This window comes from Enterobacter cloacae complex sp. 2024EL-00214 (assembly GCF_043945575.1).
Taxonomy (GTDB): domain Bacteria; phylum Pseudomonadota; class Gammaproteobacteria; order Enterobacterales; family Enterobacteriaceae; genus Enterobacter; species Enterobacter cloacae_P.
On the sequence record NZ_JBIMRC010000012.1, the window covers coordinates 24,340 to 49,662 of the forward strand.

20 protein-coding genes and 3 tRNA genes are annotated in these 25,323 nt (G+C 54.8%); 18 read left to right on the forward strand and 5 right to left on the reverse strand.

The window, feature by feature from the left end:
- Window positions 1-31: 31 nt before the first annotated feature.
- The 3 genes from mscM to rsgA all read right to left on the reverse strand — a co-directional run bounded on the left by mscM (window position 32) and on the right by rsgA (window position 5,494).
- The gene (gene mscM / locus ACHHZ6_RS14335; protein WP_395122459.1) at window positions 32-3,355 is read right to left on the reverse strand and encodes a miniconductance mechanosensitive channel MscM; all 3,324 of its coding nucleotides are present in this window, start codon (window positions 3,353-3,355) and stop codon (window positions 32-34) included.
- Window positions 3,356-3,374: 19 nt separating this feature from the next.
- The gene (gene asd, locus ACHHZ6_RS14340) at window positions 3,375-4,343 is read right to left on the reverse strand and encodes an archaetidylserine decarboxylase (protein WP_196390719.1); all 969 of its coding nucleotides are present in this window, start codon (window positions 4,341-4,343) and stop codon (window positions 3,375-3,377) included.
- Window positions 4,344-4,441: 98 nt separating this feature from the next.
- Window positions 4,442-5,494: a small ribosomal subunit biogenesis GTPase RsgA gene (gene rsgA / locus ACHHZ6_RS14345; RefSeq protein WP_182273479.1), complete on the reverse strand. Its 1,053-nt coding sequence runs from the start codon at window positions 5,492-5,494 to the stop codon at window positions 4,442-4,444.
- Window positions 5,495-5,601: 107 nt separating this feature from the next.
- Between rsgA and orn the strand changes: the two genes are divergently transcribed.
- The 4 genes from orn (at window position 5,602) to ACHHZ6_RS14365 (ending at window position 6,665) form a co-directional block, all read left to right on the forward strand.
- The gene (gene orn, locus ACHHZ6_RS14350; RefSeq protein WP_182273480.1) at window positions 5,602-6,147 is read left to right on the forward strand and encodes an oligoribonuclease; all 546 of its coding nucleotides are present in this window, start codon (window positions 5,602-5,604) and stop codon (window positions 6,145-6,147) included.
- A 198-nt stretch (window positions 6,148-6,345) separates the two neighbouring features.
- Window positions 6,346-6,421 (forward strand) — tRNA-Gly (locus ACHHZ6_RS14355).
- 46 nt (window positions 6,422-6,467) lie between these two features.
- A tRNA-Gly gene (locus ACHHZ6_RS14360) sits at window positions 6,468-6,543 on the forward strand.
- Window positions 6,544-6,589: 46 nt separating this feature from the next.
- Window positions 6,590-6,665 (forward strand) — tRNA-Gly (locus ACHHZ6_RS14365).
- Between the two features lie 270 nt (window positions 6,666-6,935).
- Here the strand turns inward: ACHHZ6_RS14365 and queG are convergent.
- Window positions 6,936-8,075: a tRNA epoxyqueuosine(34) reductase QueG gene (queG, locus tag ACHHZ6_RS14370; RefSeq protein ID WP_182273481.1), complete on the reverse strand. Its 1,140-nt coding sequence runs from the start codon at window positions 8,073-8,075 to the stop codon at window positions 6,936-6,938.
- Here queG and nnr point away from each other — a divergent pair.
- The 14 genes from nnr to rlmB all read left to right on the forward strand — a co-directional run bounded on the left by nnr (window position 8,074) and on the right by rlmB (window position 23,846).
- Entirely contained in the window at window positions 8,074-9,597 is a 1,524-nt protein-coding gene (gene nnr, locus ACHHZ6_RS14375) for a bifunctional ADP-dependent NAD(P)H-hydrate dehydratase/NAD(P)H-hydrate epimerase (protein ID WP_182273482.1), read from the forward strand. The genes queG and nnr overlap by 2 nt on opposite strands.
- A complete protein-coding gene (gene tsaE / locus ACHHZ6_RS14380) occupies window positions 9,590-10,051 on the forward strand; it encodes a tRNA (adenosine(37)-N6)-threonylcarbamoyltransferase complex ATPase subunit type 1 TsaE (protein ID WP_182273483.1) in 462 nt (153 codons plus the stop codon). The genes nnr and tsaE overlap by 8 nt, the downstream gene beginning before the upstream one ends.
- 16 nt (window positions 10,052-10,067) lie before the next feature.
- Window positions 10,068-11,408, forward strand: coding sequence for an N-acetylmuramoyl-L-alanine amidase AmiB (amiB, locus tag ACHHZ6_RS14385; protein WP_182919290.1), 1,341 nt, complete (start codon window positions 10,068-10,070; stop codon window positions 11,406-11,408).
- A gap of 9 nt (window positions 11,409-11,417) precedes the next feature.
- Window positions 11,418-13,262, forward strand: coding sequence for a DNA mismatch repair endonuclease MutL (mutL, locus tag ACHHZ6_RS14390; protein WP_182273485.1), 1,845 nt, complete (start codon window positions 11,418-11,420; stop codon window positions 13,260-13,262).
- Window positions 13,255-14,205, forward strand: coding sequence for a tRNA (adenosine(37)-N6)-dimethylallyltransferase MiaA (gene miaA / locus ACHHZ6_RS14395; protein ID WP_182273486.1), 951 nt, complete (start codon window positions 13,255-13,257; stop codon window positions 14,203-14,205). The genes mutL and miaA overlap by 8 nt, the downstream gene beginning before the upstream one ends.
- 85 nt (window positions 14,206-14,290) lie before the next feature.
- Window positions 14,291-14,602, forward strand: a complete 312-nt coding sequence (gene hfq, locus ACHHZ6_RS14400; RefSeq protein ID WP_182273487.1) for an RNA chaperone Hfq — start codon at window positions 14,291-14,293, stop codon at window positions 14,600-14,602.
- A 74-nt stretch (window positions 14,603-14,676) separates the two neighbouring features.
- Window positions 14,677-15,957: a ribosome rescue GTPase HflX gene (hflX, locus tag ACHHZ6_RS14405; protein WP_023310136.1), complete on the forward strand. Its 1,281-nt coding sequence runs from the start codon at window positions 14,677-14,679 to the stop codon at window positions 15,955-15,957.
- 56 nt (window positions 15,958-16,013) lie between these two features.
- A complete protein-coding gene (gene hflK, locus ACHHZ6_RS14410; RefSeq protein WP_395122461.1) occupies window positions 16,014-17,276 on the forward strand; it encodes an FtsH protease activity modulator HflK in 1,263 nt (420 codons plus the stop codon).
- 2 nt (window positions 17,277-17,278) lie between these two features.
- A complete protein-coding gene (gene hflC / locus ACHHZ6_RS14415; protein WP_182273490.1) occupies window positions 17,279-18,283 on the forward strand; it encodes a protease modulator HflC in 1,005 nt (334 codons plus the stop codon).
- Between the two features lie 71 nt (window positions 18,284-18,354).
- Window positions 18,355-18,552: a DUF2065 domain-containing protein gene (locus ACHHZ6_RS14420; RefSeq protein ID WP_182919292.1), complete on the forward strand. Its 198-nt coding sequence runs from the start codon at window positions 18,355-18,357 to the stop codon at window positions 18,550-18,552.
- A gap of 104 nt (window positions 18,553-18,656) precedes the next feature.
- Window positions 18,657-19,955: an adenylosuccinate synthase gene (locus ACHHZ6_RS14425; RefSeq protein ID WP_006178975.1), complete on the forward strand. Its 1,299-nt coding sequence runs from the start codon at window positions 18,657-18,659 to the stop codon at window positions 19,953-19,955.
- Window positions 19,956-20,148: 193 nt separating this feature from the next.
- Window positions 20,149-20,574, forward strand: a complete 426-nt coding sequence (nsrR, locus tag ACHHZ6_RS14430; RefSeq protein ID WP_014068620.1) for a nitric oxide-sensing transcriptional repressor NsrR — start codon at window positions 20,149-20,151, stop codon at window positions 20,572-20,574.
- 38 nt (window positions 20,575-20,612) lie between these two features.
- Window positions 20,613-23,048, forward strand: coding sequence for a ribonuclease R (gene rnr, locus ACHHZ6_RS14435; RefSeq protein ID WP_182273492.1), 2,436 nt, complete (start codon window positions 20,613-20,615; stop codon window positions 23,046-23,048).
- A 66-nt stretch (window positions 23,049-23,114) separates the two neighbouring features.
- The gene (gene rlmB, locus ACHHZ6_RS14440; RefSeq protein ID WP_182273493.1) at window positions 23,115-23,846 is read left to right on the forward strand and encodes a 23S rRNA (guanosine(2251)-2'-O)-methyltransferase RlmB; all 732 of its coding nucleotides are present in this window, start codon (window positions 23,115-23,117) and stop codon (window positions 23,844-23,846) included.
- Window positions 23,847-23,924: 78 nt separating this feature from the next.
- Here rlmB and ACHHZ6_RS14445 read toward each other — a convergent pair whose 3' ends face one another.
- Window positions 23,925-25,214 carry an MFS transporter gene (locus ACHHZ6_RS14445; protein WP_182273494.1) on the reverse strand — a complete coding sequence of 430 codons (1,290 nt, stop codon included), beginning with the start codon at window positions 25,212-25,214 and terminating at the stop codon, window positions 23,925-23,927.
- Between the last annotated feature and the right edge of the window lie 109 nt (window positions 25,215-25,323).

Consider the following 25,323-nt stretch of genomic DNA (forward strand, 5'->3'; position numbering starts at 1 on the left):
AAACCCCCTCCCGAACGGGAGGGGGAGATGGTTACAAACTTCCCGCCGGGCGGCTACGCGCCGCTGATGTTAACGTTTTTCCCGTCTTACGCCCGTCCAGTGTTTCCAGACGCATCTGGAACGGTGGGAATGGCATATCAATACCGTGTTCACGGAAACCTGCCAGAATCAGCTGGTGGATCTCATGACGTAGCGGCATGCGGTGTCCCATTTCGGCGGCGTAGATACGCAGTTCGAAGATCTGGATCCCCTGCTGTAAATCCACCAGGAATACTTCCGGGGCCGGGTTGTCGATCACCAGCGAGCAGCGTTCCGCTGCGGTGTAGAGGATCTGCGTTACCTCTTCGCTGTTGGCATCCGACGGGGCCGGTACGGTCAACACCACACGGGTAACGGAGTCGGACAACGACCAGTTAATAAACTGCTCAGTGATAAACGCCTTGTTCGGCACGATGATCTCTTTACGATCCCAGTCGCTGATCGTCGTGGCTCGGGTGTTGATCTTCGTGATGCTGCCGGTCAGGTCGCGGATCGTCACCGTATCGCCAATGCGAATCGGTTTTTCGAACAGGATAATCAGGCCGGAAATAAAGTTGGCGAAAATCTCCTGTAAACCAAAACCTAACCCCACACCGAGCGCGGCGACCAGCCACTGCAGCTTCGACCACTCAATACCAATCATCGAGAAGCCAACCAGCCCACCAAACAGCATGATTAAATATTTGGTGATGGTGGTAATGGCATAACCCGTGCCGGGGGTTAAATCCAGGTGTTGCAGCAGTGCCAGCTCCAGCAGAGCAGGGAAGTTACGCACCAACTGGGTCGTAATGATCAGCACCAGAATGGCAACCAAAACCGCACCCAGCGTAATGGGCTCCAGACTTTCAACCCCCCTCACCGTGGATGTTACGTCCCACAGAGAGATGTTCTCCAGGAAGCCAAATGCAGAGTGGATCTCTGACCACAGTACGATCACCGAGAGCAGGGCAATCAGCATCAGGATGGAGCGTACCAGCCGCAGGGACTGGGTACTGATGGCGTCCAGATCCAGTTCGACATCGTCCGTTTCTGACGTTCCTTCGGTACTGTTGGTGTGGTGGGAGTCTTCTTCTCCCCGTGCGCGCTGGGCCAGAATTTCAGCCCGGCGATGCCTGGCGCGGTCAAACGCCAGACGGCGTCGCTGGATCAGCATCCAGCGGCGGATGATGTGGTAGACCACCAGAAGCAGGAACCAGATCGCGACGGAGGTTTCCAGACGCGCCAGCAGCGCCTGTGCAGTGGCGAGGTAACCGACCACTGCCGCCAGAATCGCCGCCAGAGGGGCACTAAGCAGCAGGTTCCACAGCAAACGGTTGAACATGTTTTCACCGCTACCCGTTTTATCGAGGTAAAGCGGTATACCGGCACGCTTCAGGCTAAGCGTCACTATTGCCAGCGCGCCGCAGATCAACATAAAGCACAGGCGACCCAGGGAACCAGAAAATTCACGGTCGTTGAGATTATCGAACATGATCAACGCCATAATCAGCGGCACGATAAGCCCGATGCTCATCAGGTAGTAGCGCATGGCGCGTGCAACGCGATTACGCGGCCAGCCAAAGTGGGCAATGAACAGACCATTTGGCCGCGCGAACGTGGCGCAAATCATCACCACCCACAGCAGGGGAACGGTGGCAGTGACGCCATCGCCAATCGCCACTGCGAGCGGGTAGGGCCAGGCTTCCCGCAGGCCGTATCCCAGCGTCATCCAGAGCACTGGCAGCGGTGAGGCGACGAGGATCGACCAGAAGACGGTGCGTAGCGTCAGCCAGAAGTGATCCTGGGTGACTTTCCCCACCCGGGCGCTGGAGCGCTCAAGGAAACGGGTAAAATGCCGGCGTGAGTAAATGCTGAAGCCCACCAGAATCAACGCCCCCAGCAGCGGGAAGATAGTCTCTTTGCTGGTAATCATCATCACGCTGGCCTGGCCTAACTGGCTGAAGGTATCCAGCGAAATCAGGCGGCGCAGGTCTTGTACGATCTCAATCGGCCACGCGAAGGTCATCGGGCGCACGTCGGATGTCCAGAAGAGATAGCGGTGCGTCGCTTCGCTGACCTCTTTCAGCGCATCTTCCAGCTGGCTGTTGGAGACTTTCAGCTTGGTTAGCTCAAGGATCAGCGTATCGCCACCCTGTAGCAAGGAGTTCAACAGCTCACGCTGGGTTCGCAACTGGGCTTCCAGAATGCGGTTTTGCTCGCTGGTGAGCGGTTGCCCGTCCGCCTGACGGATCTGACGGATTTGTGGCTGTTTGTTGAGGAGGTCTTCGAAGTGCAGGCGCTGAACGCGCAGCTGCGCCATCTCGGTATCCAGCTGCTGTGGTTTCGGCATTTCCGGCAGGCGGGCAACCTGTGCACGTAACGCTTCGCCCAGAAGGTTTGATGAACCCAGCCACTGGGACTGTTCGCGCAGAGTGTTCAGTGCCTGGCGAACCTGTAGCGTTTGGTTGGTGGCCTGGCGCTGTTGCGACGCCACCAAATCCATACGCTGTGCCTGCTGGTTCAGCGCGGCAGACAGCTCACGGTTGACCTTAAACTGGTCGACTATCCCGGTGGGCAGGTTAGCGCTGTTTTCCGCCAGCAGTTCGGTGCTTTCCAGCGCGCGCTCGGCTTCACGCTGGCGCTGGCTGTTTAACTGGTTGCGAAGAGCCTGGAGGTAAGCATCAAGTTGCTGGCTCTGCTTTTGCGCCAGCTCAGACCGCATCCGCGATAGCTCCTGGCGGTTGTTGGCGGAGAGCTGAGCAAGTTCCAGTTCATCAACCAGCGCTTTGAGCCTGGCAGATTCGGCCTGCAGCCCAAGATTTTGTGCCTGGATTTGCGGCGTATTGCCGGATTGCGTACCGACGCGGCGTTCGACATCGTTTAGCTGACGACGGGCATCGGTTTGTTGTTGCGGAAGCTGGCTGAGCGAGTCGGCAATTTCACGCGCGCGCTCTTGTTCCTGCTGGGCTATACGACTCGTGTCCAGAAGCTGGCTGCTGACCTGCAGGATCTCCTGGTTCAGCGCGTCGGAAGTCATACCTTCCGGCACATCGCGCGGTTCATCACGCAGGTTATTAAGCTGAGAGCGTAACGTCTGGGAGAGTTTGGGGAAGTTATCGATAACCTGCTGATATTGCCGCGCACGCTCAAGGGAGCCTTTTCGCTCCTCAAGTGCGTTCAGTGCGGCCTGGAGCGACTCGACGGTGTCTGGCTGAGCGGGTTTTGCCGCTTTTGCCTGCTCCAGCTCCTGGGTGATTTGTTTGGCGTCGGGGGCCGTCGCTGCGTACGCCCCCATGCTGAGGCACCAGGCCATCAGTAGTACGATAATCGGGCGCACGTCAGCAATCCTTCTGTTGTTAGCCTTCGTCTTTTTTGTCGTCAACCTGCGGGCTGACGTCGTGTTCGGCGTTCATCTCTTCCTGTACCAGCGGTGCTGGCTCAGCATCTGGCGTCACGAACGTTTCGGTAGACATCGCCAGCGGCTGACCCAGTTTAGTGACTGACAGGCTTTCCAGCTGTTCAACCAGGTTCACTTTACCCGGTGCAAACAGGTTGATTACGGTAGAGCCCAGTTTGAAGCGACCCATCTCCTGGCCTTTCAGCAGAGCCACAGAGCCTTCTGCTTCACCTGCAGGCCATGTCCAGCGCTTGATCACACCTTCACGAGGTGGGGTGATGGTGCCCGCCCAGACGGTTTCAATGCTGCCTACGATGGTCGCACCTACCAGGATCTGCGCCATTGGACCAAATTCCGTATCAAACAGGCAAATGACGCGCTCGTTACGGGCGAACAGGTTCGGTACGTTTTGCGCGGTCAGGTGGTTCACAGAGAACAGGTCGCCCGGCACGTAGATCATTTCGCGCAGAATACCGTTACACGGCATGTGGACGCGGTGGTAATCACGTGGTGACAGATAGGTGGTCGCGAACGAACCGTTGCGGAACAGGTCTGCCATCAGGTAGTTACCTGCCAGCAGTGCTTCCAGGCTGTAGTTGTGACCTTTCGCCTGCAGAATTTTGTCGTCTTCGATTGTCCCCAACTGGCTGATGACGCCGTCAGCTGGCATGACCAGCACGTTGGGATCGGTATCCACCGGGCGCACTTCTTCGCGCAGCGGGCGTACAAAGAATTCGTTAAAGGTGCGATAGCTGGCTGTATCCGGCTTTTGCGCCTCTTTCATGTCGACCTTGTAGTATTTTACGAACAGGTCGATGACCAGTTTGGTCAGCCAGCCTGCTCGTTTGCTTGCGCCCCAGCCCGCCAGGCGAGTGAGCCACAGTTTCGGCAGAATGTATTGAAGCGAAAGTTTAAATGCGTTTAACAAGGTAGCCTCCAGGCCATTGTTTTGTCGTTCCTGATCCGGCTGTGAGCAGCCGGAACCTGAAAAAAGGGGGACGATTTTAGCGATGCTTAGCTTAGTTGTCAGTCATCAGTTTCAGAAAAGCTTTTACGTGTTTTTACCTGCGCCATGCTCTCAAGAATACGGTGATAGTTTTCGAAACGGGTTTCCGCAATGTCACCGTTCTCAACCGCTGCACGGATAGCACAGCCAGGATCATTATCATGTTTACAGTCGCGGTATTTGCAAGCGCCTAAATAATCATGGAATTCGACAAATCCGTTGAAGATTTGTTCCGGCTCCAGGTGCCACAAGCCGAATTCACGCACGCCTGGGGAGTCAATTACATCGCCGCCGTGCGGGAAATGATACAGACGTGAAGCGGTGGTGGTGTGCTGACCAAGACCAGAGACATCGGACACATCGTTGGTGAGGATCTCTTGCTGGAGGCCGAGAAGGTTGTTCAGCAGGCTGGATTTACCGACACCGGATTGACCCGCAAAGATGCTGATACGATCGGTGAGCGCCTCTTCCAGTGGTTTCAGACCATCTTTGGTGTAGCTGGAGACCATCAGCACGCGATACCCAATCTTGCGGTAGATATCCATCTGCTCATTCACGAAGTCCATGCCTTCGTCATCCAGCAGATCGATTTTGTTGAGCACGATGATAGGTTCAACCTGTAGCGTTTCACAGGCGACGAGATAGCGGTCGATAATATTGAGCGAAAGCTCGGGTAAAATCGCCGAAACGATGACTATCTGGTCAATGTTGGCCGCAATAGGTTTGACCCCGTCGTAGAAATCAGGGCGAGTCAGCACCGACGTGCGTTCATGCACGGCTTCAACGATACCTTTTACCGTGACCCCAACCGCGGCCTCTTTACCCGGACGCCAGACTACACGGTCACCGGTGACCAGCGAGCGAATTGTGCGGCGGATGTTGCAGCGGTGAACGCCACCATCGGCGGATTCCACGTCGGCATGCATACCGAAACGGCTGATAACGACGCCTTCAGTGGGTTCGCCAAACAGGTTGTCGTCGTAATCCGGCTTCTCCGAAGTGGTTTTAAGACGGCGCTGGTGGTTGGCGTTGACGCGGCGCTGCTGCCCTTTGGAGAGTTTATTTTTACTCAATCGCGCTGGCTCCTGGTCGCCCGTGATGGGCAAAACCTCTATGATACACTCTAATTAATACTAGTTAACCTGCTACCGCTGGTTATACAAGAAGGGTGGAAAATAACATGAGCGCAGATGAAAACAACCTGATTTGGATTGATCTTGAAATGACCGGGCTGGATCCCGAGCGCGATCGCATCATTGAGATTGCCACGCTGGTCACTGATGCAAACCTCAATATTCTGGCGGAAGGGCCAACCATTGCAGTTCATCAGTCTGATGAGCAACTTGCGCTGATGGACGACTGGAACGTGCGTACCCATACCGGCAGCGGTCTGGTGGATCGTGTGAAGGCCAGCACGCAGGGCGATCGTGATGCCGAGCTTGCGACCATTGAGTTTCTGAAACAGTGGGTTCCGGCAGGTAAATCACCTATTTGCGGTAACAGCATTGGGCAAGATCGCCGCTTCCTGTTTAAGTACATGCCAGAACTGGAAGCCTACTTCCATTATCGTTATCTGGATGTCAGCACCCTGAAAGAGCTGGCTCGTCGCTGGAAACCCGAAATTCTGGACGGCTTTAAAAAACAGGGTACCCATCAGGCGATGGATGATATCCGTGAGTCCGTCGCGGAACTGGCTTACTACCGCGAGAATTTTATTAAGCTGTGATTTTTGAGGCCCGGTACCCTTGCGCTGCCGGGTTTTTGTCGCTAAATTGTGCAGCTTGCCGATTAATTAATCACTTGAACAAGATTTTGAAAAAATCGCTTTCAGGGGGGTTGCAGCTAAAAGGATTTCTCGTATAATGCGCCTCCCGTAACGACAGAGAATTACACGTTACGACAGCAACAAAAGCAGTGCAGATTTGCGGGAATAGCTCAGTTGGTAGAGCACGACCTTGCCAAGGTCGGGGTCGCGAGTTCGAGTCTCGTTTCCCGCTCCAAAATTTGAAAGTATCGTAAGATACGCACAGCACCAGAACCACCCAAGCGGGAATAGCTCAGTTGGTAGAGCACGACCTTGCCAAGGTCGGGGTCGCGAGTTCGAGTCTCGTTTCCCGCTCCAAAATTTGAAAGTATCGCAAGATACACACAGCATCAGAACCACCCAAGCGGGAATAGCTCAGTTGGTAGAGCACGACCTTGCCAAGGTCGGGGTCGCGAGTTCGAGTCTCGTTTCCCGCTCCAAATTCTTCTTCGTCTCAAAAATATCCACAGCGAAATGCTTCGTTGGGGACGTTTTCTATTGTATCTGAAATACTCTTGTAAACAGAGTTATCCACAGAACCTGTTGTTTATCTGATAATGGTAAAAACTTCGCAGGGTGAATAGTATCTCTTTAATTTATTGAATTTTATTAAGAAAATTTGATTTCAAAATGTTAGTGAGATCACTTGACCTGTTTGCCAGGCCAGATGGCGCTTGAGTTTTTATTTTTATTCACAGGCTGTGAATATATCAAGCATCCCGTGTAAGCCCTTTTTCAATTACCCGCACCAGACGTTGTTTCTTCGGTAACTGCACCTCGACCACGCAGGCATTTCGCTTCTCGATTTGCTGCGCAATCGCCCATTCTATGTGCTCATCGAGAAGTGGGTGCTCACCTCTACGGTTTTCGAGTGCCTGAATGTTGGCTTCATCCCACGGGGCGTTACCCAGTGCAACGGCGACATTACGCAGCCAGCGCAGATGGCCGATACGGCGAATGGCCGAACCTTCTGTTACTTTCAGGAACCAGGCTTCGGTCCAGGCAAACAGCTCGATAAGTTGAGGGGCGTGCAGCGCTTTACGCGGGCTGAAGTCCTCTTCGTCCGTGAGCTGTGAATAGCGGTTCCACGGGCAGATCAACTGGCAGTCGTCGCAGCCGTAGATGCGGTTGCCGATAAGCGGGCGAAATGCTTCGGGGATCGCCCCTTCCAGTTCGATGGTGAGATAGGAGATGCAGCGGCGGGCGTCAACGGTATAAGGCTCGACAATAGCGCCGGTCGGGCAGATGGTCATGCAGGCTACACAGCGGCCACAGCCTTCCTCTACCGGGCCATCCACCGGCAGCGGTAAATCAATGAGCAGTTCACCGAGAAAGAAGAACGATCCGGCGTCGCGGCTAAGGATAAGTGAGTGCTTACCTGTCCAGCCAAGCCCGGCTTTTTCGGCGATGGGGCGCTCAAGAACAGGCGCAGAGTCGACAAACGGTCTAAAATTCAGCGAAACACAGTGCTGCTGAATAGTTTCCCCGAGTTTTTTTAAGCGGTTACGCAGGAGCTTATGGTAATCACGCCCCAGGGCATACCGGCTGACGTAACCGAGGGAGGGGTTTTTGAGCGTGCGCGCAAATGCCGCGTTAGCCGGCAGGTAGTTCATGCGCACGCTGATGACGCGTAATGTGCCCGGCAAAAGCTCGTGTGGACGCGCACGCATCATGCCATGACGCGCCATCCATTCCATTTCGCCGTGGTATTGTTTGTCCAGCCATGCCTGAAGTTTCGGCTCGCTGGCGGAAAGGTCGGTATCGGTAATACCTACCTTCTGGAAGCCAAGCTCAGCACCCCACTGTTTTATGTTTTGCGCTAACTGATTGAGATCGAGGGGCTGTGACATGACGGACCATACAGTGAAGAAAAACCCTGCAAGTATACCACATTCCATCTGGCATGCGGATGACCTCCGACGCGCCGAAAAAGAGGCCGCAGACAGCCTCGGCATTACCCTTTATGAACTGATGCAGCGCGCGGGCGAAGCGGCGTTCAACGTTGCCCGGGAGGCCTACCCGTGCTCCTCACACTGGTTGATTTTATGCGGGCATGGCAATAACGGTGGAGACGGCTATGTCGTGGCGCGTCTGGCCGTTGCGACCGGGCTCCGTGTGACGTTGCTGGCGCTGGAGAGTGATAAGCCGCTTCCTGATGAAGCTCGTATGGCGCGGGAAGCCTGGCTGAATGCCGGTGGTGTGATTCACGCGGCGGATATTGTCTGGCCGGATGAGATCGACGTGATTATTGATGGCCTGCTGGGTACTGGCCTGCGCAGTGCTCCGCGTCAGGATCTTGCGGCGCTGATTGAGCATGCTAATGCGCATACCTCGCCGATCGTGGCACTGGATATTCCTTCGGGTCTGATAGCGCAGACCGGAGCGACCCCGGGTGCGGTGATCTATGCCTCGCACACCATAACGTTTATTGCCCTGAAACCTGGATTACTCACCGGGAAAGCGCGGGATGTGGTGGGTACACTACACCATGATGCGCTGGGGCTGGCGCACTGGCTTGCCGGACAGGTGACGCGCCTTTCGCGCTTTGATGCTTCGCAGCTTGTGCAGTGGCTACCACCGCGCCGTCCGACATCGCATAAAGGCGAACATGGCCGTCTGGTGATTATTGGCGGCGACCACGGCACGGCAGGTGCTATCCGCATGGCGGGTGAAGCGGCTGTACGCAGCGGTGCGGGGTTGGTTCGCGTGCTGACGCGCAAAGAAAATATTGCGCCAATAATCACCGCCCGCCCGGAACTGATGGTGCATGAGCTGACGCCACAAATGCTTGAGGAAAGCCTCGAATGGGCGGATGTCGTGGTGATTGGTCCTGGGCTCGGGCAGCAGGCCTGGGGCAAACAAGCCCTGCAAAAAGTTGAGAATTTTCGTAAACCGATGCTGTGGGATGCCGACGCGCTGAACCTTCTGGCAATCAACCCGGATAAGCGTCACAATCGCATTCTGACACCACACCCCGGCGAAGCCGCGCGGCTGCTTAACTGTAGCGTGGCAGAAATTGAAAGCGATCGCTTACTTTCTGCTCAGCGTCTGGTAAAACGTTATGGAGGTGTTGCCGTGTTAAAAGGGGCGGGAACCGTTATCGCCAGCGACGATGCACAAGGCATTATTGATGCCGGAAACGCAGGTATGGCGAGCGGCGGCATGGGCGATGTGCTTTCTGGTATTATCGGCGCATTGCTTGGACAGAAACTTCCCCTTTATGATGCAGCCTGTGCGGGCTGCGTGGCCCACGGCGCAGCGGCTGACAGGCTTGCTGCACGTTATGGAACACGCGGCATGCTGGCCACCGATCTTTTTTGCACGCTGAGGCGTGTTGTTAACCCGGATGTGATTGACGTAGAAAATGACTAATCGAGCGATTCCTTTACCTGATGAACAAGCCACTTTAGATCTCGGCAAGCGCGTGGCGCAGGCCTGTCAGGGGGCAACCGTCATTTATCTGTATGGTGATTTAGGCGCGGGTAAAACAACCTTCAGCCGTGGTTTTCTGCAGGCGTTAGGCCATAACGGAAACGTAAAAAGCCCAACCTACACGCTGGTAGAACCGTACGCGCTTGAAAACCTCATGGTGTATCACTTCGATTTATATCGCCTTGCGGATCCTGAGGAGCTGGAGTTTATGGGGATCCGCGATTATTTTGCCAACGATGCCATTTGCCTGGTGGAGTGGCCGCAACAAGGTGCGGGTGTGTTGCCTGACCCGGATGTCGAAATTCACTTAGATTACCAGGCACAAGGGCGTGAGGCACGCATCAGTGCTGTTTCCTCATCAGGGTGTTCCTTACTGGCGCGTTTAGCCGGTTGAACGTAGGGATAACGGGATGATAAATCGCGTTAAAGGTTGGTTGCTGGCTGCGACGGTACTGCTGTGCGCACAGGCCGGGGCGGCAAGCCTCTCGGATATTCAGGTGTCGAACGGGGATAGCCAGGCCCGGATCACGCTCAGCTTTATGGGCGATCCTGAGTATGATTTTTCACAACCAGACAGCCACAGTGTGGCGCTGGATATCAAACAGACTGGTGTGATCCAGGGATTGCCGCTGCAGTTCAGCGGTAACAACCTGGTGAAAAGTATTCGTTCCGGTACGCCTAAAGACAGTCAGTCGCTCCGACTGGTGGTCGATTTGACCGAAAAGGGCAAAACGAAGGCCGTGAAGCAGCAAAACGGCGCGAATTATATGGTGGTCTTTACCATCAATGCTGACGTACCTCCGCCTCCACCACCGCCACCGGTTGTGGCAAAACGCGTGGAAGAGCCAGTTTATACCCCGCGTCCTTCTGAACCTGCGCGTAACCCGTTTAAATCGGACAATGATCGTATTACCAGTCTCACCAGCAGTAATACGGCAACACCGCGTCCGGCGGCCAGTGCGCGTCGTGCGGTCAGTGGCGATAAAGTCATTATCGCTATTGATGCAGGCCACGGTGGACAGGATCCTGGTGCGATTGGCCCTGGCGGTACGCGAGAGAAAAACGTCACTATCGCTATTGCCCGTAAGCTGCGGATGCTTTTAAACGACGACCCGATGTTTAAAGGTGTGCTGACCCGCGACGGGGATTATTTTATTTCGGTTATGGGACGCTCGGACGTTGCACGTAAGCAGAATGCCAACTTCCTGGTCTCAATCCATGCGGATGCTGCGCCAAACCGCGATGCAACCGGCGCTTCCGTCTGGGTGCTCTCAAACCGTCGGGCAAACAGCGAAATGGCGGGCTGGCTGGAGCAGCATGAAAAGCAATCTGAACTGTTAGGTGGTGCGGGAGATGTGCTGGCAAACAGCCAGTCTGACCCTTACCTCAGCCAGGCAGTACTGGATTTACAGTTCGGTCATTCTCAGCGCGTCGGGTATGATGTGGCCACTAATGTATTGAACCAGTTGCAAAGCATTGGCGTGCTGCACAAGCGTCGTCCTGAACATGCCAGCCTCGGGGTTCTGCGTTCGCCGGATATTCCGTCCATCCTTGTAGAGACGGGCTTTATCAGCAATAACGGTGAAGAACGTTTGTTGGGAAGCGACAGTTACCAGCAGCAAATTGCCGAAGCGATTTATAACGGTCTGCGTAAATATTTTGACGCGCATCCGCTGCAGTCCGCCCCGCAGGGTGGAGCAGGCCAGACGGCCAGTGCCGCGCTACCGGGTGAGATGACCGCGACAAACTAAGGAGAATTCATGCCGATTCAGGTTCTACCGCCGCAGCTTGCGAACCAAATCGCCGCCGGTGAGGTGGTGGAACGTCCTGCATCGGTGGTGAAAGAGCTGGTAGAAAACAGCCTTGATGCGGGCGCAACCCGCATTGATATTGATATCGAACGTGGTGGCGCAAAGCTTATCCGCATACGTGACAACGGCTGTGGCATCAAAAAAGACGAGCTGGCGTTAGCGTTGGCGCGTCATGCCACCAGTAAAATTGCCTCGCTTGACGATCTGGAAGCGATTATTAGCCTCGGTTTTCGCGGCGAGGCGCTGGCCAGTATCAGTTCTGTTTCCCGTTTAACGCTCACCTCCCGCACGGCTGAACAGCAGGAAGCCTGGCAGGCTTATGCTGAAGGGCGTGATATGGACGTGACGGTCAAGCCTGCGGCTCATCCTGTCGGTACCACGCTGGAAGTATTAGACCTGTTCTACAACACTCCCGCCCGGCGCAAGTTTATGCGTACCGAGAAGACCGAATTTGGCCATATTGATGAGATTATCCGCCGTATCGCGCTGGCGCGTTTCGACGTTACCATCAATCTCAGCCATAACGGCAAGGTGATGCGTCAGTACCGCGCGGTGGCGGAAGGCGGGCAGAAGGAGCGCCGCTTAGGCGCTATCTGCGGAACACCGTTCCTGGAAAATGCGCTGGCCATCGAGTGGCAGCATGGCGATTTGGCCCTGCGCGGCTGGGTTGCCGATCCAAACGCAAGCAGCGCCGCATTTGCTGAGATCCAGTATTGCTACGTAAATGGTCGTATGATGCGTGACCGTCTGATTAACCACGCCATTCGTCAGGCGTGTGAAGACAAGCTGGGCGCGGATCAGCAGCCCGCGTTTGTGCTCTATCTGGAGATCGACCCGCATCAGGTTGACGTGAATGTCCACCCTGCCAAGCACGAGGTTCGTTTTCATCAGTCACGTCTGGTGCATGATTTTATCTATCAGGGAGTGCTGAGCGTCTTGCAGCAGCAGGTTGCACCGACGCTGCCGCTGGAAAATGAGGTTCAGGTACCGCGTCCGTTGCCGGAAAACCGGGTAGCGGCGGGGCGTAACCATTTTGCTGAACCTGCCGTTGCACGCGAACCGGCAGCGCCGCGTTTTTCATCGACGGAGAGCGCACCGCGCCCAACCGGAGCGAACTATCCGAACGCCCAGCCCGGCTATCAAAAGCAGCAAGGGGCATTGTACCGTAAATTGCTGGATACTCCGGCTGTGGAGCGTAAGGCACACATTGAGGTGCCGACGTCTTCCCTGGAAGGCCATAGTCAGAGTTTTGGGCGGGTACTGACGATTGTTGCTCCTGACATGGCATTACTTGAACGTGATGGCAGGCTGGTGCTGTTGGCCTTACCGGTAGCGGAGCGTTGGCTAAAGCAGGTGCAGCTCACGCCGGGGGAAAATGCGGCCTGCGCGCAGCCGTTGTTGATCCCGGTCCGGCTAAAAATATCCCCTGAAGAAACAAAGGTATTACAGCGTGTAGAAGCGCAGCTTGCCCGGATGGGTATTGAAATCGTACTGGAAGCACAGCATGTGACAATTCGTGCAGTGCCTTTACCCTTACGCCAACAAAATTTACAAAACTTGATTCCTGAACTGATAGGCTACCTGGCGCAGCAAACTACGTTTGATGCGGCCAATACCGCGCAGTGGATCGCCCGCCATCTGGCAAGCGAACACGCACCGTGGAGCATGGCGCAGGCGATTACCGTGCTGGCGGAGGTTGAACGCCTTTGCCCGCATCTGGTGAAAATGCCGCCGGGTGGATTATTACAACCTGTTGATTTACAAACGGCGATGACCGCCCTGAAACATGATTGACGTAAGCAAGGCGAGCCTGCCTAAGGCGATTTTTTTAATGGGGCCAACGGCCTCCGGCAAAACGGCGTTAGCCATTGAGTTACGTAAAGTTTTGCCTGTAGAGTTGATTAGTGTTGATTCCGCCCTCATCTATCGGGGAATGGACATCGGCACGGCGAAGCCAGACGCAGAAGAACTGCGCGCGGCACCGCATCGTTTGCTGGATATTCTTGACCCGGCTCAGGCTTACTCCGCAGCGGACTTCCGCCGCGATGCCTTAGCCGAAATGGCCGAGATAACGGCGGCGGGACGTATACCGCTGTTGGTTGGCGGAACCATGCTCTATTTCAAGGCGTTGCTGGAAGGGTTATCACCACTGCCATCTGCGGATCCGGAAGTCAGAGCAAAAATTGAGCAGCAGGCAGCAGAGCAGGGATGGGACGTTTTGCATCAGCAACTGGCGAAGATTGATCCCGTTGCCGCAGCACGTATTCATCCAAATGATCCGCAAAGGCTTTCCCGGGCACTGGAAGTTTTTTTCATTTCGGGTAAAACTTTAACGGAACTGACGCAAACGTCAGGAGACGCTCTGCCGTATCAGGTGCATCAGTTCGCCATCGCCCCGGCGAGCCGTGAACTGCTCCATCAACGAATTGAGCAGCGTTTTCATCAGATGTTAGCTTCAGATTTTGAAGCAGAAGTGCGGGCGCTTTTTGCCCGTGGAGATTTGCATACGGATATGCCTTCCATTCGTTGTGTGGGATACCGCCAGATGTGGTCGTATCTTGAAGGTGAGATTTCATACGATGAAATGGTTTATCGAGGTGTTTGCGCCACAAGACAGTTAGCGAAGCGCCAGATTACCTGGTTACGCGGTTGGGACGGTGTTCACTGGTTAGACAGTGAAAAACCGCAACAGGCGCTAAACGAAGTGATTGAGGTTGTTGGTGATATCGCTCACTGAATGTGTACAATTGAATCGTATCGTGCGCAATTTTTCAGAATCGCAAGGTTCTAAGTACAAAACAAGCATATAAGGAAAAGATAGAATGGCTAAGGGGCAATCTTTACAAGACCCATTCCTGAACGCATTGCGTCGGGAACGTGTTCCAGTTTCTATTTATTTGGTGAATGGTATTAAGCTGCAAGGTCAGATTGAATCTTTCGATCAGTTCGTGATCCTGTTGAAAAACACGGTCAGCCAGATGGTTTACAAGCACGCTATTTCTACCGTTGTTCCGTCTCGTCCGGTATCTCATCACAGCAATAACGCTGGCGGCGGCACGGGTAGTAACTACCATCATGGCAGCAGCGCGCAGGGTTCTTCAACTCCAGCGCAGGACAGCGAAGAGAACGAATAAGGTCTCTGGCTGTTATCCACACGGGGAGCCAGGGATCCTGCGTTCCCCGCTGATCATTTTTGAGGGGTTTACGCTTGTTTGACCGTTATGATGCCGGTGAGCAGGCGGTGCTGGTACACATCTATTTTTCGCAAGACAAAGATATGGAAGACCTCCAGGAGTTTGAATCTCTGGTCTCTTCCGCCGGTGTCGAAGCAATGCAGGTGATTACCGGTAGCCGTAAAGCGCCGCACCCAAAGTATTTTGTTGGTGAAGGTAAAGCAGTTGAAATTGCGGATGCCGTAAAAGCAACCGGTGCGTCAGTCGTGTTGTTTGATCATGCGCTGTCTCCGGCTCAGGAGCGTAACCTTGAAGCGCTTTGCGAATGCCGTGTCATCGATCGCACAGGATTGATTTTAGATATTTTTGCTCAGCGCGCGCGTACCCACGAAGGGAAGCTGCAGGTTGAGCTGGCGCAGTTGCGCCATCTGGCAACGCGGCTTGTGCGTGGCTGGACCCACCTTGAAAGACAAAAGGGCGGGATTGGTTTGCGCGGTCCGGGTGAAACCCAGCTCGAAACCGACCGCCGTTTGCTGCGTGGCCGTATTACCCAGATCCTTTCGCGTCTGGAAAGAGTCGAAAAACAGCGTGAACAAGGGCGTCGGGCGCGAACAAAAGCCGACATCCCGACGGTGTCGCTGGTGGGGTATACCAACGCCGGTAAATCCACCCTGTTTAACCAGATTACTGAGGCCCAGGTGTATGCCGCAGACCAATTGTTTGCGACCCTGGATCCTACGTTGCGTCGTATTGACGTTGCCGACGTCGGTGAAACCGTTCTGGCGGATACCGTAGGGTTTATCCGTCATTTGCCGCATGACCTGGTGGCGGCGTTCAAAGCCACCCTGCAGGAGACGCGACAGGCGACCCTGCTGCTGCACGTGATTGATGCTGCAGACGTGCGCGTGCAGGAGAACATCGACGCGGTAAACGTGGTGCTCGAAGAGATCGACGCTCACGAAATTCCAACGCTGTTGGTGATGAATAAGATCGATATGCTGGACGATTTTGAACCGCGTATCGATAGAGATGAAGAGAACAAACCGATTCGGGTCTGGCTTTCTGCCCAGACCGGTATTGGCGTGCCACTGCTTTTCCAGGCTTTGACAGAACGTCTTTCCGGTGAGGTAGCTCAGCACACGCTGCGATTGCCGCCACAGGAAGGCAGGCTGCGCAGCCGGTTTTATCAGCTTCAGGCGATAGAAAAAGAGTGGATGGAGGATGACGGCAGCGTGGGGATGCAGGTGCGTATGCCGATCGTTGACTGGCGTCGCCTCTGTAAACAAGAACCTGCACTGGTCGACTATATCGTCTGATCGGAAAGGGGATGCCTGAATAATTCGCCCTTGCATAACAAATATGGAGCATATACATGGCGTGGAATCAGCCCGGTAATAACGGACAAGACCGCGACCCGTGGGGAAGCAGCAATAATCAAGGCGGCAACTCTGGGGGAAATGGCAACAAAGGTGGTCGCGAGCAGGGGCCGCCGGATCTGGATGATATCTTCCGCAAGCTCAGCAAAAAGCTGGGTGGTCTTGGCGGAGGTAAAGGTTCTGGCTCGGGTGGGAATTCCACTCAGGGGCCGCGCCCGCAAATGGGTGGCCGCGTGGTGGGCATTGTTGCCGCTGCCGTGGTGATCATCTGGGCTTCCACCGGGTTCTACACCATTAAAGAAGCAGAACGCGGTGTGGTCACCCGTTTCGGTAAGTTCAGCCATCTGGTTGAACCGGGTCTGAACTGGAAACCGACCTTTATCGACGATGTGACCGCAGTGAACGTGGAGTCTGTCCGTGAACTGGCGGCCACCGGCGTAATGCTGACCTCTGACGAAAACGTGGTGCGCGTTGAGATGAACGTACAGTACCGCGTGACCGATCCTGAACGTTATCTGTTTAGCGTAACCAGCGCTGATGACAGCCTGCGCCAGGCGACCGATAGCGCACTGCGTGGCGTGATTGGTAAATACACGATGGACCGTATCCTGACCGAAGGTCGTACCGTTATTCGTAGCGATACCCAGCGTGAGCTGGAAGAGACCATTCGTCCGTACAACATGGGTATTACCCTGCTGGACGTCAACTTCCAGGCAGCCCGTCCGCCGGAAGAGGTGAAAGCCGCGTTTGATGATGCGATTGCCGCACGTGAAAACGAACAGCAGTACATCCGTGAAGCGGAAGCGTACACCAACGAAGTTCAGCCACGTGCTAACGGTCAGGCACAGCGTATTCTTGAAGAAGCGCGCGCGTACAAGACCCAGACTGTCCTGGAAGCTCAGGGTGAAGTGGCTCGTTTCGCGAAGATCCTGCCGGAATATAAAGCCGCGCCGGAAATTACCCGCGAGCGTCTCTATATCGAGACGATGGAAAAAGTGCTGAGCCATACGCGTAAAGTGCTGGTTAACGACAACAAAGGTGGAAACCTGATGGTTCTGCCGTTGGATCAGATGCTGAAAGGCGGTTCTGCTCCGGCAGCGAAGGCTGACACCAGCGGTGCCAACAACCTGCTGCGTCTGCCACCTGCATCATCCAGCAGCTCAAGCGCAACAACCACGCCTTCTTCGAACGATGGTGACATTATGGACCAACGCCGTGCTAACGCGCAGCGTAACGACTACCAGCGTCAGGGGGAATAAGGATGCGTAAGTCAGTTATTGCGATCATCATCATCGTACTGGTCGTACTTTATACCTCTATCTTTGTCGTGAAAGAGGGTGAGCGTGGGATTACCCTGCGTTTTGGTAAAGTTCTGCGCGACAGCGAGAACAAACCGCTGGTCTATGCGCCAGGCCTGCACTTTAAAATCCCACTGATTGAATCAGTGAAAACGCTCGACGCTCGTATCCAGACGATGGATAACCAGGCTGACCGTTTCGTGACCAAAGAGAAGAAAGACCTGATCGTTGATTCCTACATCAAATGGCGTATCAGTGATTTCAGCCGCTACTACCTGGCAACGGGCGGTGGTGACGTTTCTCAGGCGGAAGTGCTGCTGAAACGTAAGTTCTCTGACCGTCTGCGTTCTGAGATTGGTCGTCTGGATGTGAAAGACATCGTGACCGACTCCCGTGGTCGTCTGACCCTGGAAGTGCGCGATGCGCTGAACTCCGGTTCTGCGGGTACAGAAGACGAAGTCTCTACCCCGGCAGCAGATGATGCGATTGCCAAAGCGGCTGAGCGTGTTCAGGCTGAAACCAACGGCAAAGTGCCGGTGATTAACCCGAACAGTATGGCGGCACTGGGTATCGAAGTGGTCGATGTGCGTATCAAGCAGATCAACCTGCCAACGGAAGTGTCTGAGGCGATTTACAACCGTATGCGCGCTGAGCGTGAAGCGGTTGCCCGTCGTCACCGTTCACAGGGCCAGGAAGAGGCTGAGAAGCTGCGTGCTGCGGCGGATTACGAAGTGACCAAGACGCTGGCTGAATCTGAGCGTCAGGGCCGTATTCTGCGCGGTGAAGGTGATGCCGAAGCGGCGAAGCTGTTTGCCGATGCATTCAGCCAGGATCCGGACTTCTATGCCTTTATCCGTAGCCTGCGTGCATACGAGAATAGCTTCCAGAGCAACCAGGATGTGATGGTGCTCAGCCCGGACAGCGATTTCTTCCGTTATATGAAGACGCCAGCTAACGCAACGCGATAAACTCAGGCTCGTTTGAGTATTCAAACCACCGCTCTCTACGGAGCGGTGGTTTTCTTTTATAAGGAACCAAAATGAATTCAACGATCTGGCTGGCACTGGCGCTCGTTTTAGTCCTTGAAGGGCTGGGGCCGATGCTTTATCCACGCGCCTGGCGTCGTATGATCGCCACCATGAGCCAGCTTCCGGATAATATTTTGCGTCGATTTGGCGGTGGTCTTGTGGTTGCAGGTATCGTTGTCTACTACATGTTGAGTAAAACGATTGGCTGATCAAAAAGTGGTCGGATTTGGCATGTTTTAAGGTCAAAAAGTGCTGTATATCTGAAAAAGCGGTGGTAGAATCCATTTTTAAGCAAACGGTGATTTTGAAAAAAATGGGTAACAACGTCGTCGTACTGGGCACCCAATGGGGTGACGAAGGTAAAGGGAAGATTGTTGATCTTCTGACTGAACGGGCTAAATATGTTGTACGCTATCAGGGCGGTCACAACGCAGGCCATACTCTCGTAATCAACGGTGAAAAAACCGTCCTCCATCTTATTCCATCAGGCATTCTTCGTGAAAACGTCACCAGCATCATCGGTAACGGCGTTGTGCTGTCTCCTGCTGCGCTGATGAAAGAGATGAAAGGCCTGGAAGACCGTGGTATCCCGGTTCGCGAGCGTCTGCTGCTCTCCGAAGCCTGCCCACTGATCCTTGATTATCACGTTGCACTCGACGTCGCGCGTGAAAAAGCACGTGGCGCGAAAGCGATCGGTACCACCGGTCGTGGCATCGGCCCGGCTTACGAAGACAAAGTTGCACGTCGCGGTCTGCGTGTGGGCGACCTGTTTGATAAAGCGACCTTCGCTGAAAAACTGAAAGAAGTGATGGAATATCACAACTTCCAGCTGGTGAACTTCTACAAAGCGGACGCTGTTGACTACCAGAAAGTGCTGGATGACGTCATGGCGATTGCTGACATCCTGACCGGTATGGTTGTTGATGTTTCCGATCTGCTGGACCAGGCACGCAAGCGTGGCGATTTCGTCATGTTTGAAGGTGCGCAGGGTACGCTGCTGGACATCGACCACGGTACCTATCCGTACGTAACCTCCTCTAACACCACCGCTGGTGGCGTGGCGACTGGCTCTGGCCTGGGCCCACGTTATGTGGACTACGTTCTGGGTATCATCAAAGCTTACTCCACTCGCGTGGGTGCAGGTCCATTCCCGACCGAGCTGTTTGATGAAACCGGCGAGTTCCTGTGTAAGCAGGGTAACGAGTTTGGCGCGACCACCGGTCGTCGTCGTCGTACCGGCTGGCTGGATGCGGTTGCAGTGCGTCGCGCAGTGCAGATCAACTCCCTGTCTGGCTTCTGCCTGACCAAGCTGGACGTGCTGGACGGCCTGAAAGAAGTAAAAATCTGCGTAGGCTACCGTATGCCAGATGGCCGCGAAGTGACCACCACTCCGCTGGCTGCTGACGACTGGGAAGGCATTGAGCCAATTTACGAAACGATGCCAGGCTGGTCTGAAACGACCTTTGGTGTGAAAGAGCGTAGCGGCCTGCCGCAGGCGGCGCTGGATTACATCAAGCGTATTGAAGAACTGACTGAAGTGCCGATCGATATTATTTCTACCGGCCCGGATCGTACTGAAACGATGATCCTGCGCGACCCGTTCGACGCATAATCTTCGTTACTGCTGGCCTGCGGGGAAACCTGCAGGCCGGTTAAGCGTCGCGCCATCCGGCGAACGCTCTCTGATACCCGCTTTTTCGCCCCGTCTGTCAAATAAATTAGCCGCTAACTATCTGGCTGGTTTATCATCATTAATGAATATCTCTGCGGTTTGACCGCGCTTTCCCTTTTTTCCTGAGGTTGATGTGCAGTTAACAAGTTTCACCGATTACGGCTTACGTGCGCTGATTTACATGGCGTCGTTACCCGATGGGAAAATGACCAGTATCTCTGAGGTGACAGAGGTCTACGGTGTGTCCCGTAATCATATGGTCAAAATAATCAATCAACTTAGTCGCGCCGGATATGTGGCTGCCGTCCGCGGGAAGAATGGGGGGATCCGTCTCGGTAAACCGGCGCAGAGTATTCGCGTTGGCGATGTGGTTCGAGAACTGGAGCCGCTGTCTCTGGTGAATTGCAGCAGCGAGTTCTGCCACATTACCCCCGCTTGCCGCCTGAAACAGGCGCTTTCTAAGGCTGTGCAAAGTTTTCTCAAGGAACTGGATAACTACACGCTGGCCGATTTGGTTGAAGAGAATCAACCGCTTTATAAATTATTGCTGGTGGAATGAAGAAAATTTCCACCGGAGCTGACAACGGAGGAACCGACATGTCACACGATCCTTTCCAGGAACGCGAAGCCGAAAAATACGCGAATCCTATTCCCAGCCGTGAGTTCATCATTGAACACTTAACAAAACGCGAAAAACCCGCCAATCGTGAAGAACTTGCCGTTGAATTAAACATTGAAGGTGAAGAGCAAACTGAAGCCCTTCGCCGTCGCCTGCGTGCGATGGAGCGCGACGGGCAACTGGTCTTTACCCGCCGTCAGTGCTACGCGCTGCCAGAACGTCTCGACCTGCTGAAAGGTATGGTCATTGGTCACCGTGATGGCTATGGCTTCCTGCGCGTGGAAGGCCGTAAAGACGATCTGTACCTCTCATCCGAACAGATGAAGATGTGTATGCATGGCGATCAAATCCTGGCGCAGCCGCTGGGTGCCGATCGTAAAGGTCGTCGTGAAGCGCGCGTGGTACGCGTGCTGGTGCCGAAAACCAGCCAGATTGTAGGCCGCTACTTTACCGATGCGGGTGTGGGCTTTGTGGTACCGGACGACAGCCGTCTGAGTTTTGATATTCTGATCCCGCCTGAAGAGGTGATGGGCGCACGTATGGGCTTTGTGGTGGTGGTTGAACTCACCCAGCGTCCAACCCGTCGTACCAAAGCGGTGGGTAAAATCGTCGAAGTGCTGGGCGACAACATGGGTACCGGCATGGCCGTCGATATGGCGCTGCGTACGCATGAGATCCCATACATCTGGCCAAAAGCGGTTGAAGAGCAGATCGTTGGCCTGAAGGAAGAAGTACCAGAAGAGTCCAAAGCGGGCCGTGTGGATCTGCGCGACCTGCCGCTGGTGACGATTGATGGTGAAGACGCCCGCGACTTCGATGATGCCGTTTACTGTGAGAAAAAACGCGGTGGCGGCTGGCGTCTGTGGGTTGCTATCGCCGATGTAAGCTATTATGTCCGCCCGCACACCCCGCTGGATAATGAAGCGCGCAGCCGCGGTACGTCGGTTTACTTCCCGTCTCAGGTGGTGCCGATGCTGCCGGAAGTGCTCTCCAACGGCCTGTGCTCCCTGAACCCGCAGGTTGACCGTCTGTGTATGGTCTGCGAGATGACCGTCTCTACCAAAGGTCGTTTAACCGGTTACAAGTTCTACGAAGCGGTGATGAGCTCTCACGCACGTCTGACCTATACCAAAGTCTGGCATATGCTGCAGGGCGACCAGGATCTGCGTGAACAATATGCGCCGCTGGTTAAACACATTGAAGAGTTGCATAACCTCTATAAAACGCTGGATCAGGCGCGCGAAGAGCGCGGTGGGATCTCGTTTGAAAGTGAAGAGGCGAAATTTATCTTCAACGCTGAACGTCGCATTGAACGTATCGAGCAGACCCAGCGTAACGATGCGCATAAGCTGATTGAAGAGTGTATGATCCTGGCGAACATCTCGGCGGCACGTTTCGTTGAGAAAGCCAAAGAGCCTGCGTTGTTCCGTATTCACGACAAACCGTCGACGGAAGCCATCACTGCATTCCGCTCTGTTCTGGCAGAACTCGGTCTGGAGTTGCCTGGCGGTAACAAGCCGGAGCCGCGTGATTATGCCGAGTTACTGGAGTCCATTGGCGATCGTCCTGATGCAGAAATGCTACAGACGATGCTGTTGCGCTCCATGAAGCAGGCGATTTACGATCCAGAGAACCGTGGTCACTTCGGCCTGGCGCTGCAGTCTTATGCACACTTTACCTCGCCAATCCGCCGTTATCCTGACCTTTCCCTGCACCGTGGGATTAAATATCTGCTGGCGCAGGAACAGGGCCACAAAGGGAACAGCACTGAAACTGGCGGCTACCATTGTTCGATGGAAGAGATGTTGCAGCTGGGTCAGCACTGTTCTATGACCGAACGCCGTGCTGATGAAGCAACGCGCGAAGTCTCTGACTGGCTGAAATGTGACTTTATGCTGGATCACGTTGGTAGCGTCTTTAAAGGCGTGATTGCCAGCGTGGCCGGATTTGGTTTCTTCGTCCGTCTGGACGAGCTGTTTATCGATGGTCTGGTGCATGTATCGACTCTGGATAACGACTACTACCGTTTCGACCAGGTCGGGCAGCGCCTGATTGGCGAATCCGGTGGCCAGACCTATCGTCTTGGCGATCGTGTTGAAGTGAAGGTTGAAGCCGTCAATATGGACGAGCGAAAAATCGACTTCAGCCTGATCTCCAGCGAACGTGGCCCGCGTAACGTGGGTAAAACGGCGCGTGAAAAGGCGAAAAAAGGCGGCAATGCGGGCGGTAAACGTCGTCAGGCCGGTAAGAAGGTGAACTTCGAGCCAGACAGCGCCTTCCGTGGCGAGAAGAAACAGAAGCCGAAGGCTGCGAAGAAAGAGGCCCGAAAAGCGAAAAAGCCATCGTCTAAAACGCAGAAAATTGCCGCTGCCACCAAAGCAAAGCGCGCAGCAAAGAAAAATCAGGCGGAGTAAATTCTCCCCTCACCCTGACCCTCTCCTCAAAGGGGAGAGGGGAAATGCACATTATGAGAACCATCAATGAGTGAAATGATTTACGGCATCCACGCGGTGCAGGCCCTGCTGGAGCGCGCACCGGAGCGTTTTCAGGAAGTCTTTATTCTGAAAGGGCGTGAAGATAAACGTCTGATGCCGCTGATCCACGCGCTGGAAGCGCAGGGCGTGGTGATCCAGCTGGCGAACCGCCAGTTCCTGGATGAGAAAAGTGAAGGTGCGGTTCACCAGGGGATCATTGCCCGCGTGAAGCCGGGTCGTCAGTATCAGGAGAACGATCTGCCGGATCTGATCGCCACGCTGGATAACCCGTTCTTCCTGATCCTGGATGGCGTGACCGATCCACACAACCTCGGCGCGTGTCTGCGTAGCGCCGATGCGGCGGGCGTACATGCCGTGATCGTGCCGAAAGATCGCTCCGCTCAGTTGAACGCAACGGCGAAGAAAGTCGCCTGTGGCGCGGCGGAAAACGTTCCGCTGATCCGTGTAACCAACCTGGCGCGCACCATGCGTCTGCTGCAGGAAGAGAATATCTGGATCGTCGGGACTGCCGGTGAGGCGGATCATACGTTGTACCAGAGCAAAATGACCGGCCGTCTGGCGCTGGTGATGGGTGCAGAAGGCGAAGGTATGCGTCGCCTGACCCGTGAACACTGCGATGAGCTGATCAGTATTCCAATGGCTGGCAGCGTCTCATCCCTGAACGTGTCTGTCGCAACGGGCATCTGCCTGTTTGAAGCGGTGCGTCAGCGCGGGTAAACAGAAAGGCCGTCCTGATGACGGCCTTTAGTGTTTTCGCCCTCTCCCATCGGGAGAGGGCATCAGACGGTGGTCAACTCACTCTTCCAGCGATCGCAAATGATCATCTTTCCTCAGCGTCATCAGCGCCACCATACTCACCACCGCCGTTGCCATGACGTAGTAAGCCGGAATATCCAGGTTGCCCGTCTCTTTGATCAGCCCGGTAATAATCAACCCGGCACAGCCAGAGAAGAGGGCGTTCGACAGGGAGTAAGCCAACCCAAGCCCGGTATAGCGTACCCGCGTCGGGAACATCTCCGACAGCATCGCAGGCCCTGGCCCTGCCAGCATTCCCACCAGGCCACCCGCAACCAACACCACGAGCGCTTTCACCGCCAGCGTACTGGACTCTGCCTGCAGAATTTTCAGCAGCGGCAGGGCGAGGATCAGCAGTAATGCAGTGGCGATAATCATCACCGTACGGCGTCCGATCCTGTCACTCAGGATCCCCGATGGCATAATGGTGAGTGCAAAACCGATGTTAGAAATTACTGCAATCAACAGTGCCTGGTTGAATCCGGTATGTAATGCAGATTGCAGGTAAGTGGGCATAATCACCAGATAGGTATAACCCGCGGCAGACCAGACCATCACGCGTCCAATCCCCATCACGATGGCTTTGAGCGTGGCGGCAGTATCGGCCTGAGCGATGGCCGGTTTTTCCTGCTGGTGGACAAAGCTTGGTGTCTCTTCCATGCTCACTCGTAACCACAGGGCAACAACCCCCATCGGGATTGCCAGGAAGAACGGAATGCGCCAGCCCCAGTCGTGCAGAGCGTCGGGTGTGAGCAGCGTGGAAAGGAGCGCGACCACGCCAGCCCCCGCGAGCAGTCCCAGCGCGACGGTGAAGGACTGCCATGCTCCGTAGAGCCCTCGCTTGCCGCGTGGTGCGAACTCTGTCATCAGCGAAACGGCTCCCCCGTATTCACCCCCGGCAAACAACCCCTGTAGTATACGAAGCAATGTGATAATCAGCGGTGCAGCAATACCGATGCTGGCGTAGACCGGCACCATGCCGATGGCGGCAGTGGCCAGCGTCATCAACACCAGCACAATAATCAGGGTAGGTTTTCGGCCAATACGGTCGCCAATACGGCCAAATACCACCGCGCCCAGCGGGCGAAAGAAGAAAGCGATGGCAAACGAAGCGTAGGTGAGGATCAGGCTGGTCAGCCCCGATTCCCCTTCGAGCTGGAAGAAGTTTTTCGCAATGACGGTCGCCAGAAAACCGTAAACCGCGAACTCATACCATTCGATGAAGTTACCAATGGAGCCAGCAATTAACGCGCGCTTGTGCGCATCCGGCGCACGGTGGGAAGGTTGCATAACGTGCCTCGCAGAATAAAGTAAGAATAAATTATTCAACAAAACGGAATGTATGAAATAGTTTATTCTTGTGTTCTGTGAGCTATTTCACGAATGATATCAGCGGGAT

Excerpts from the sequence above, each read along its gene's own strand:
- hflC (WP_182273490.1), top strand. The coding sequence starts at position 17,279 with ATGCGTAAGTCAGTTATTGCGATCATCATCATCGTACTGGTCGTACTT.
- mutL (WP_182273485.1), top strand. The coding sequence starts at position 11,418 with ATGCCGATTCAGGTTCTACCGCCGCAGCTTGCGAACCAAATCGCCGCC.
- rlmB (WP_182273493.1), top strand. The coding sequence starts at position 23,115 with ATGAGTGAAATGATTTACGGCATCCACGCGGTGCAGGCCCTGCTGGAG.
- ACHHZ6_RS14420 (WP_182919292.1), top strand. The coding sequence starts at position 18,355 with ATGAATTCAACGATCTGGCTGGCACTGGCGCTCGTTTTAGTCCTTGAA.
- hflK (WP_395122461.1), top strand. The coding sequence starts at position 16,014 with ATGGCGTGGAATCAGCCCGGTAATAACGGACAAGACCGCGACCCGTGG.
- tsaE (WP_182273483.1), top strand. The coding sequence starts at position 9,590 with ATGACTAATCGAGCGATTCCTTTACCTGATGAACAAGCCACTTTAGAT.
- hfq (WP_182273487.1), top strand. The coding sequence starts at position 14,291 with ATGGCTAAGGGGCAATCTTTACAAGACCCATTCCTGAACGCATTGCGT.
- queG (WP_182273481.1), bottom strand. The coding sequence starts at position 8,075 with ATGTCACAGCCCCTCGATCTCAATCAGTTAGCGCAAAACATAAAACAG.
- miaA (WP_182273486.1), top strand. The coding sequence starts at position 13,255 with ATGATTGACGTAAGCAAGGCGAGCCTGCCTAAGGCGATTTTTTTAATG.
- orn (WP_182273480.1), top strand. The coding sequence starts at position 5,602 with ATGAGCGCAGATGAAAACAACCTGATTTGGATTGATCTTGAAATGACC.
- amiB (WP_182919290.1), top strand. The coding sequence starts at position 10,068 with ATGATAAATCGCGTTAAAGGTTGGTTGCTGGCTGCGACGGTACTGCTG.
- ACHHZ6_RS14425 (WP_006178975.1), top strand. The coding sequence starts at position 18,657 with ATGGGTAACAACGTCGTCGTACTGGGCACCCAATGGGGTGACGAAGGT.
- nnr (WP_182273482.1), top strand. The coding sequence starts at position 8,074 with ATGACGGACCATACAGTGAAGAAAAACCCTGCAAGTATACCACATTCC.
- rnr (WP_182273492.1), top strand. The coding sequence starts at position 20,613 with ATGTCACACGATCCTTTCCAGGAACGCGAAGCCGAAAAATACGCGAAT.
- ACHHZ6_RS14445 (WP_182273494.1), bottom strand. The coding sequence starts at position 25,214 with ATGCAACCTTCCCACCGTGCGCCGGATGCGCACAAGCGCGCGTTAATT.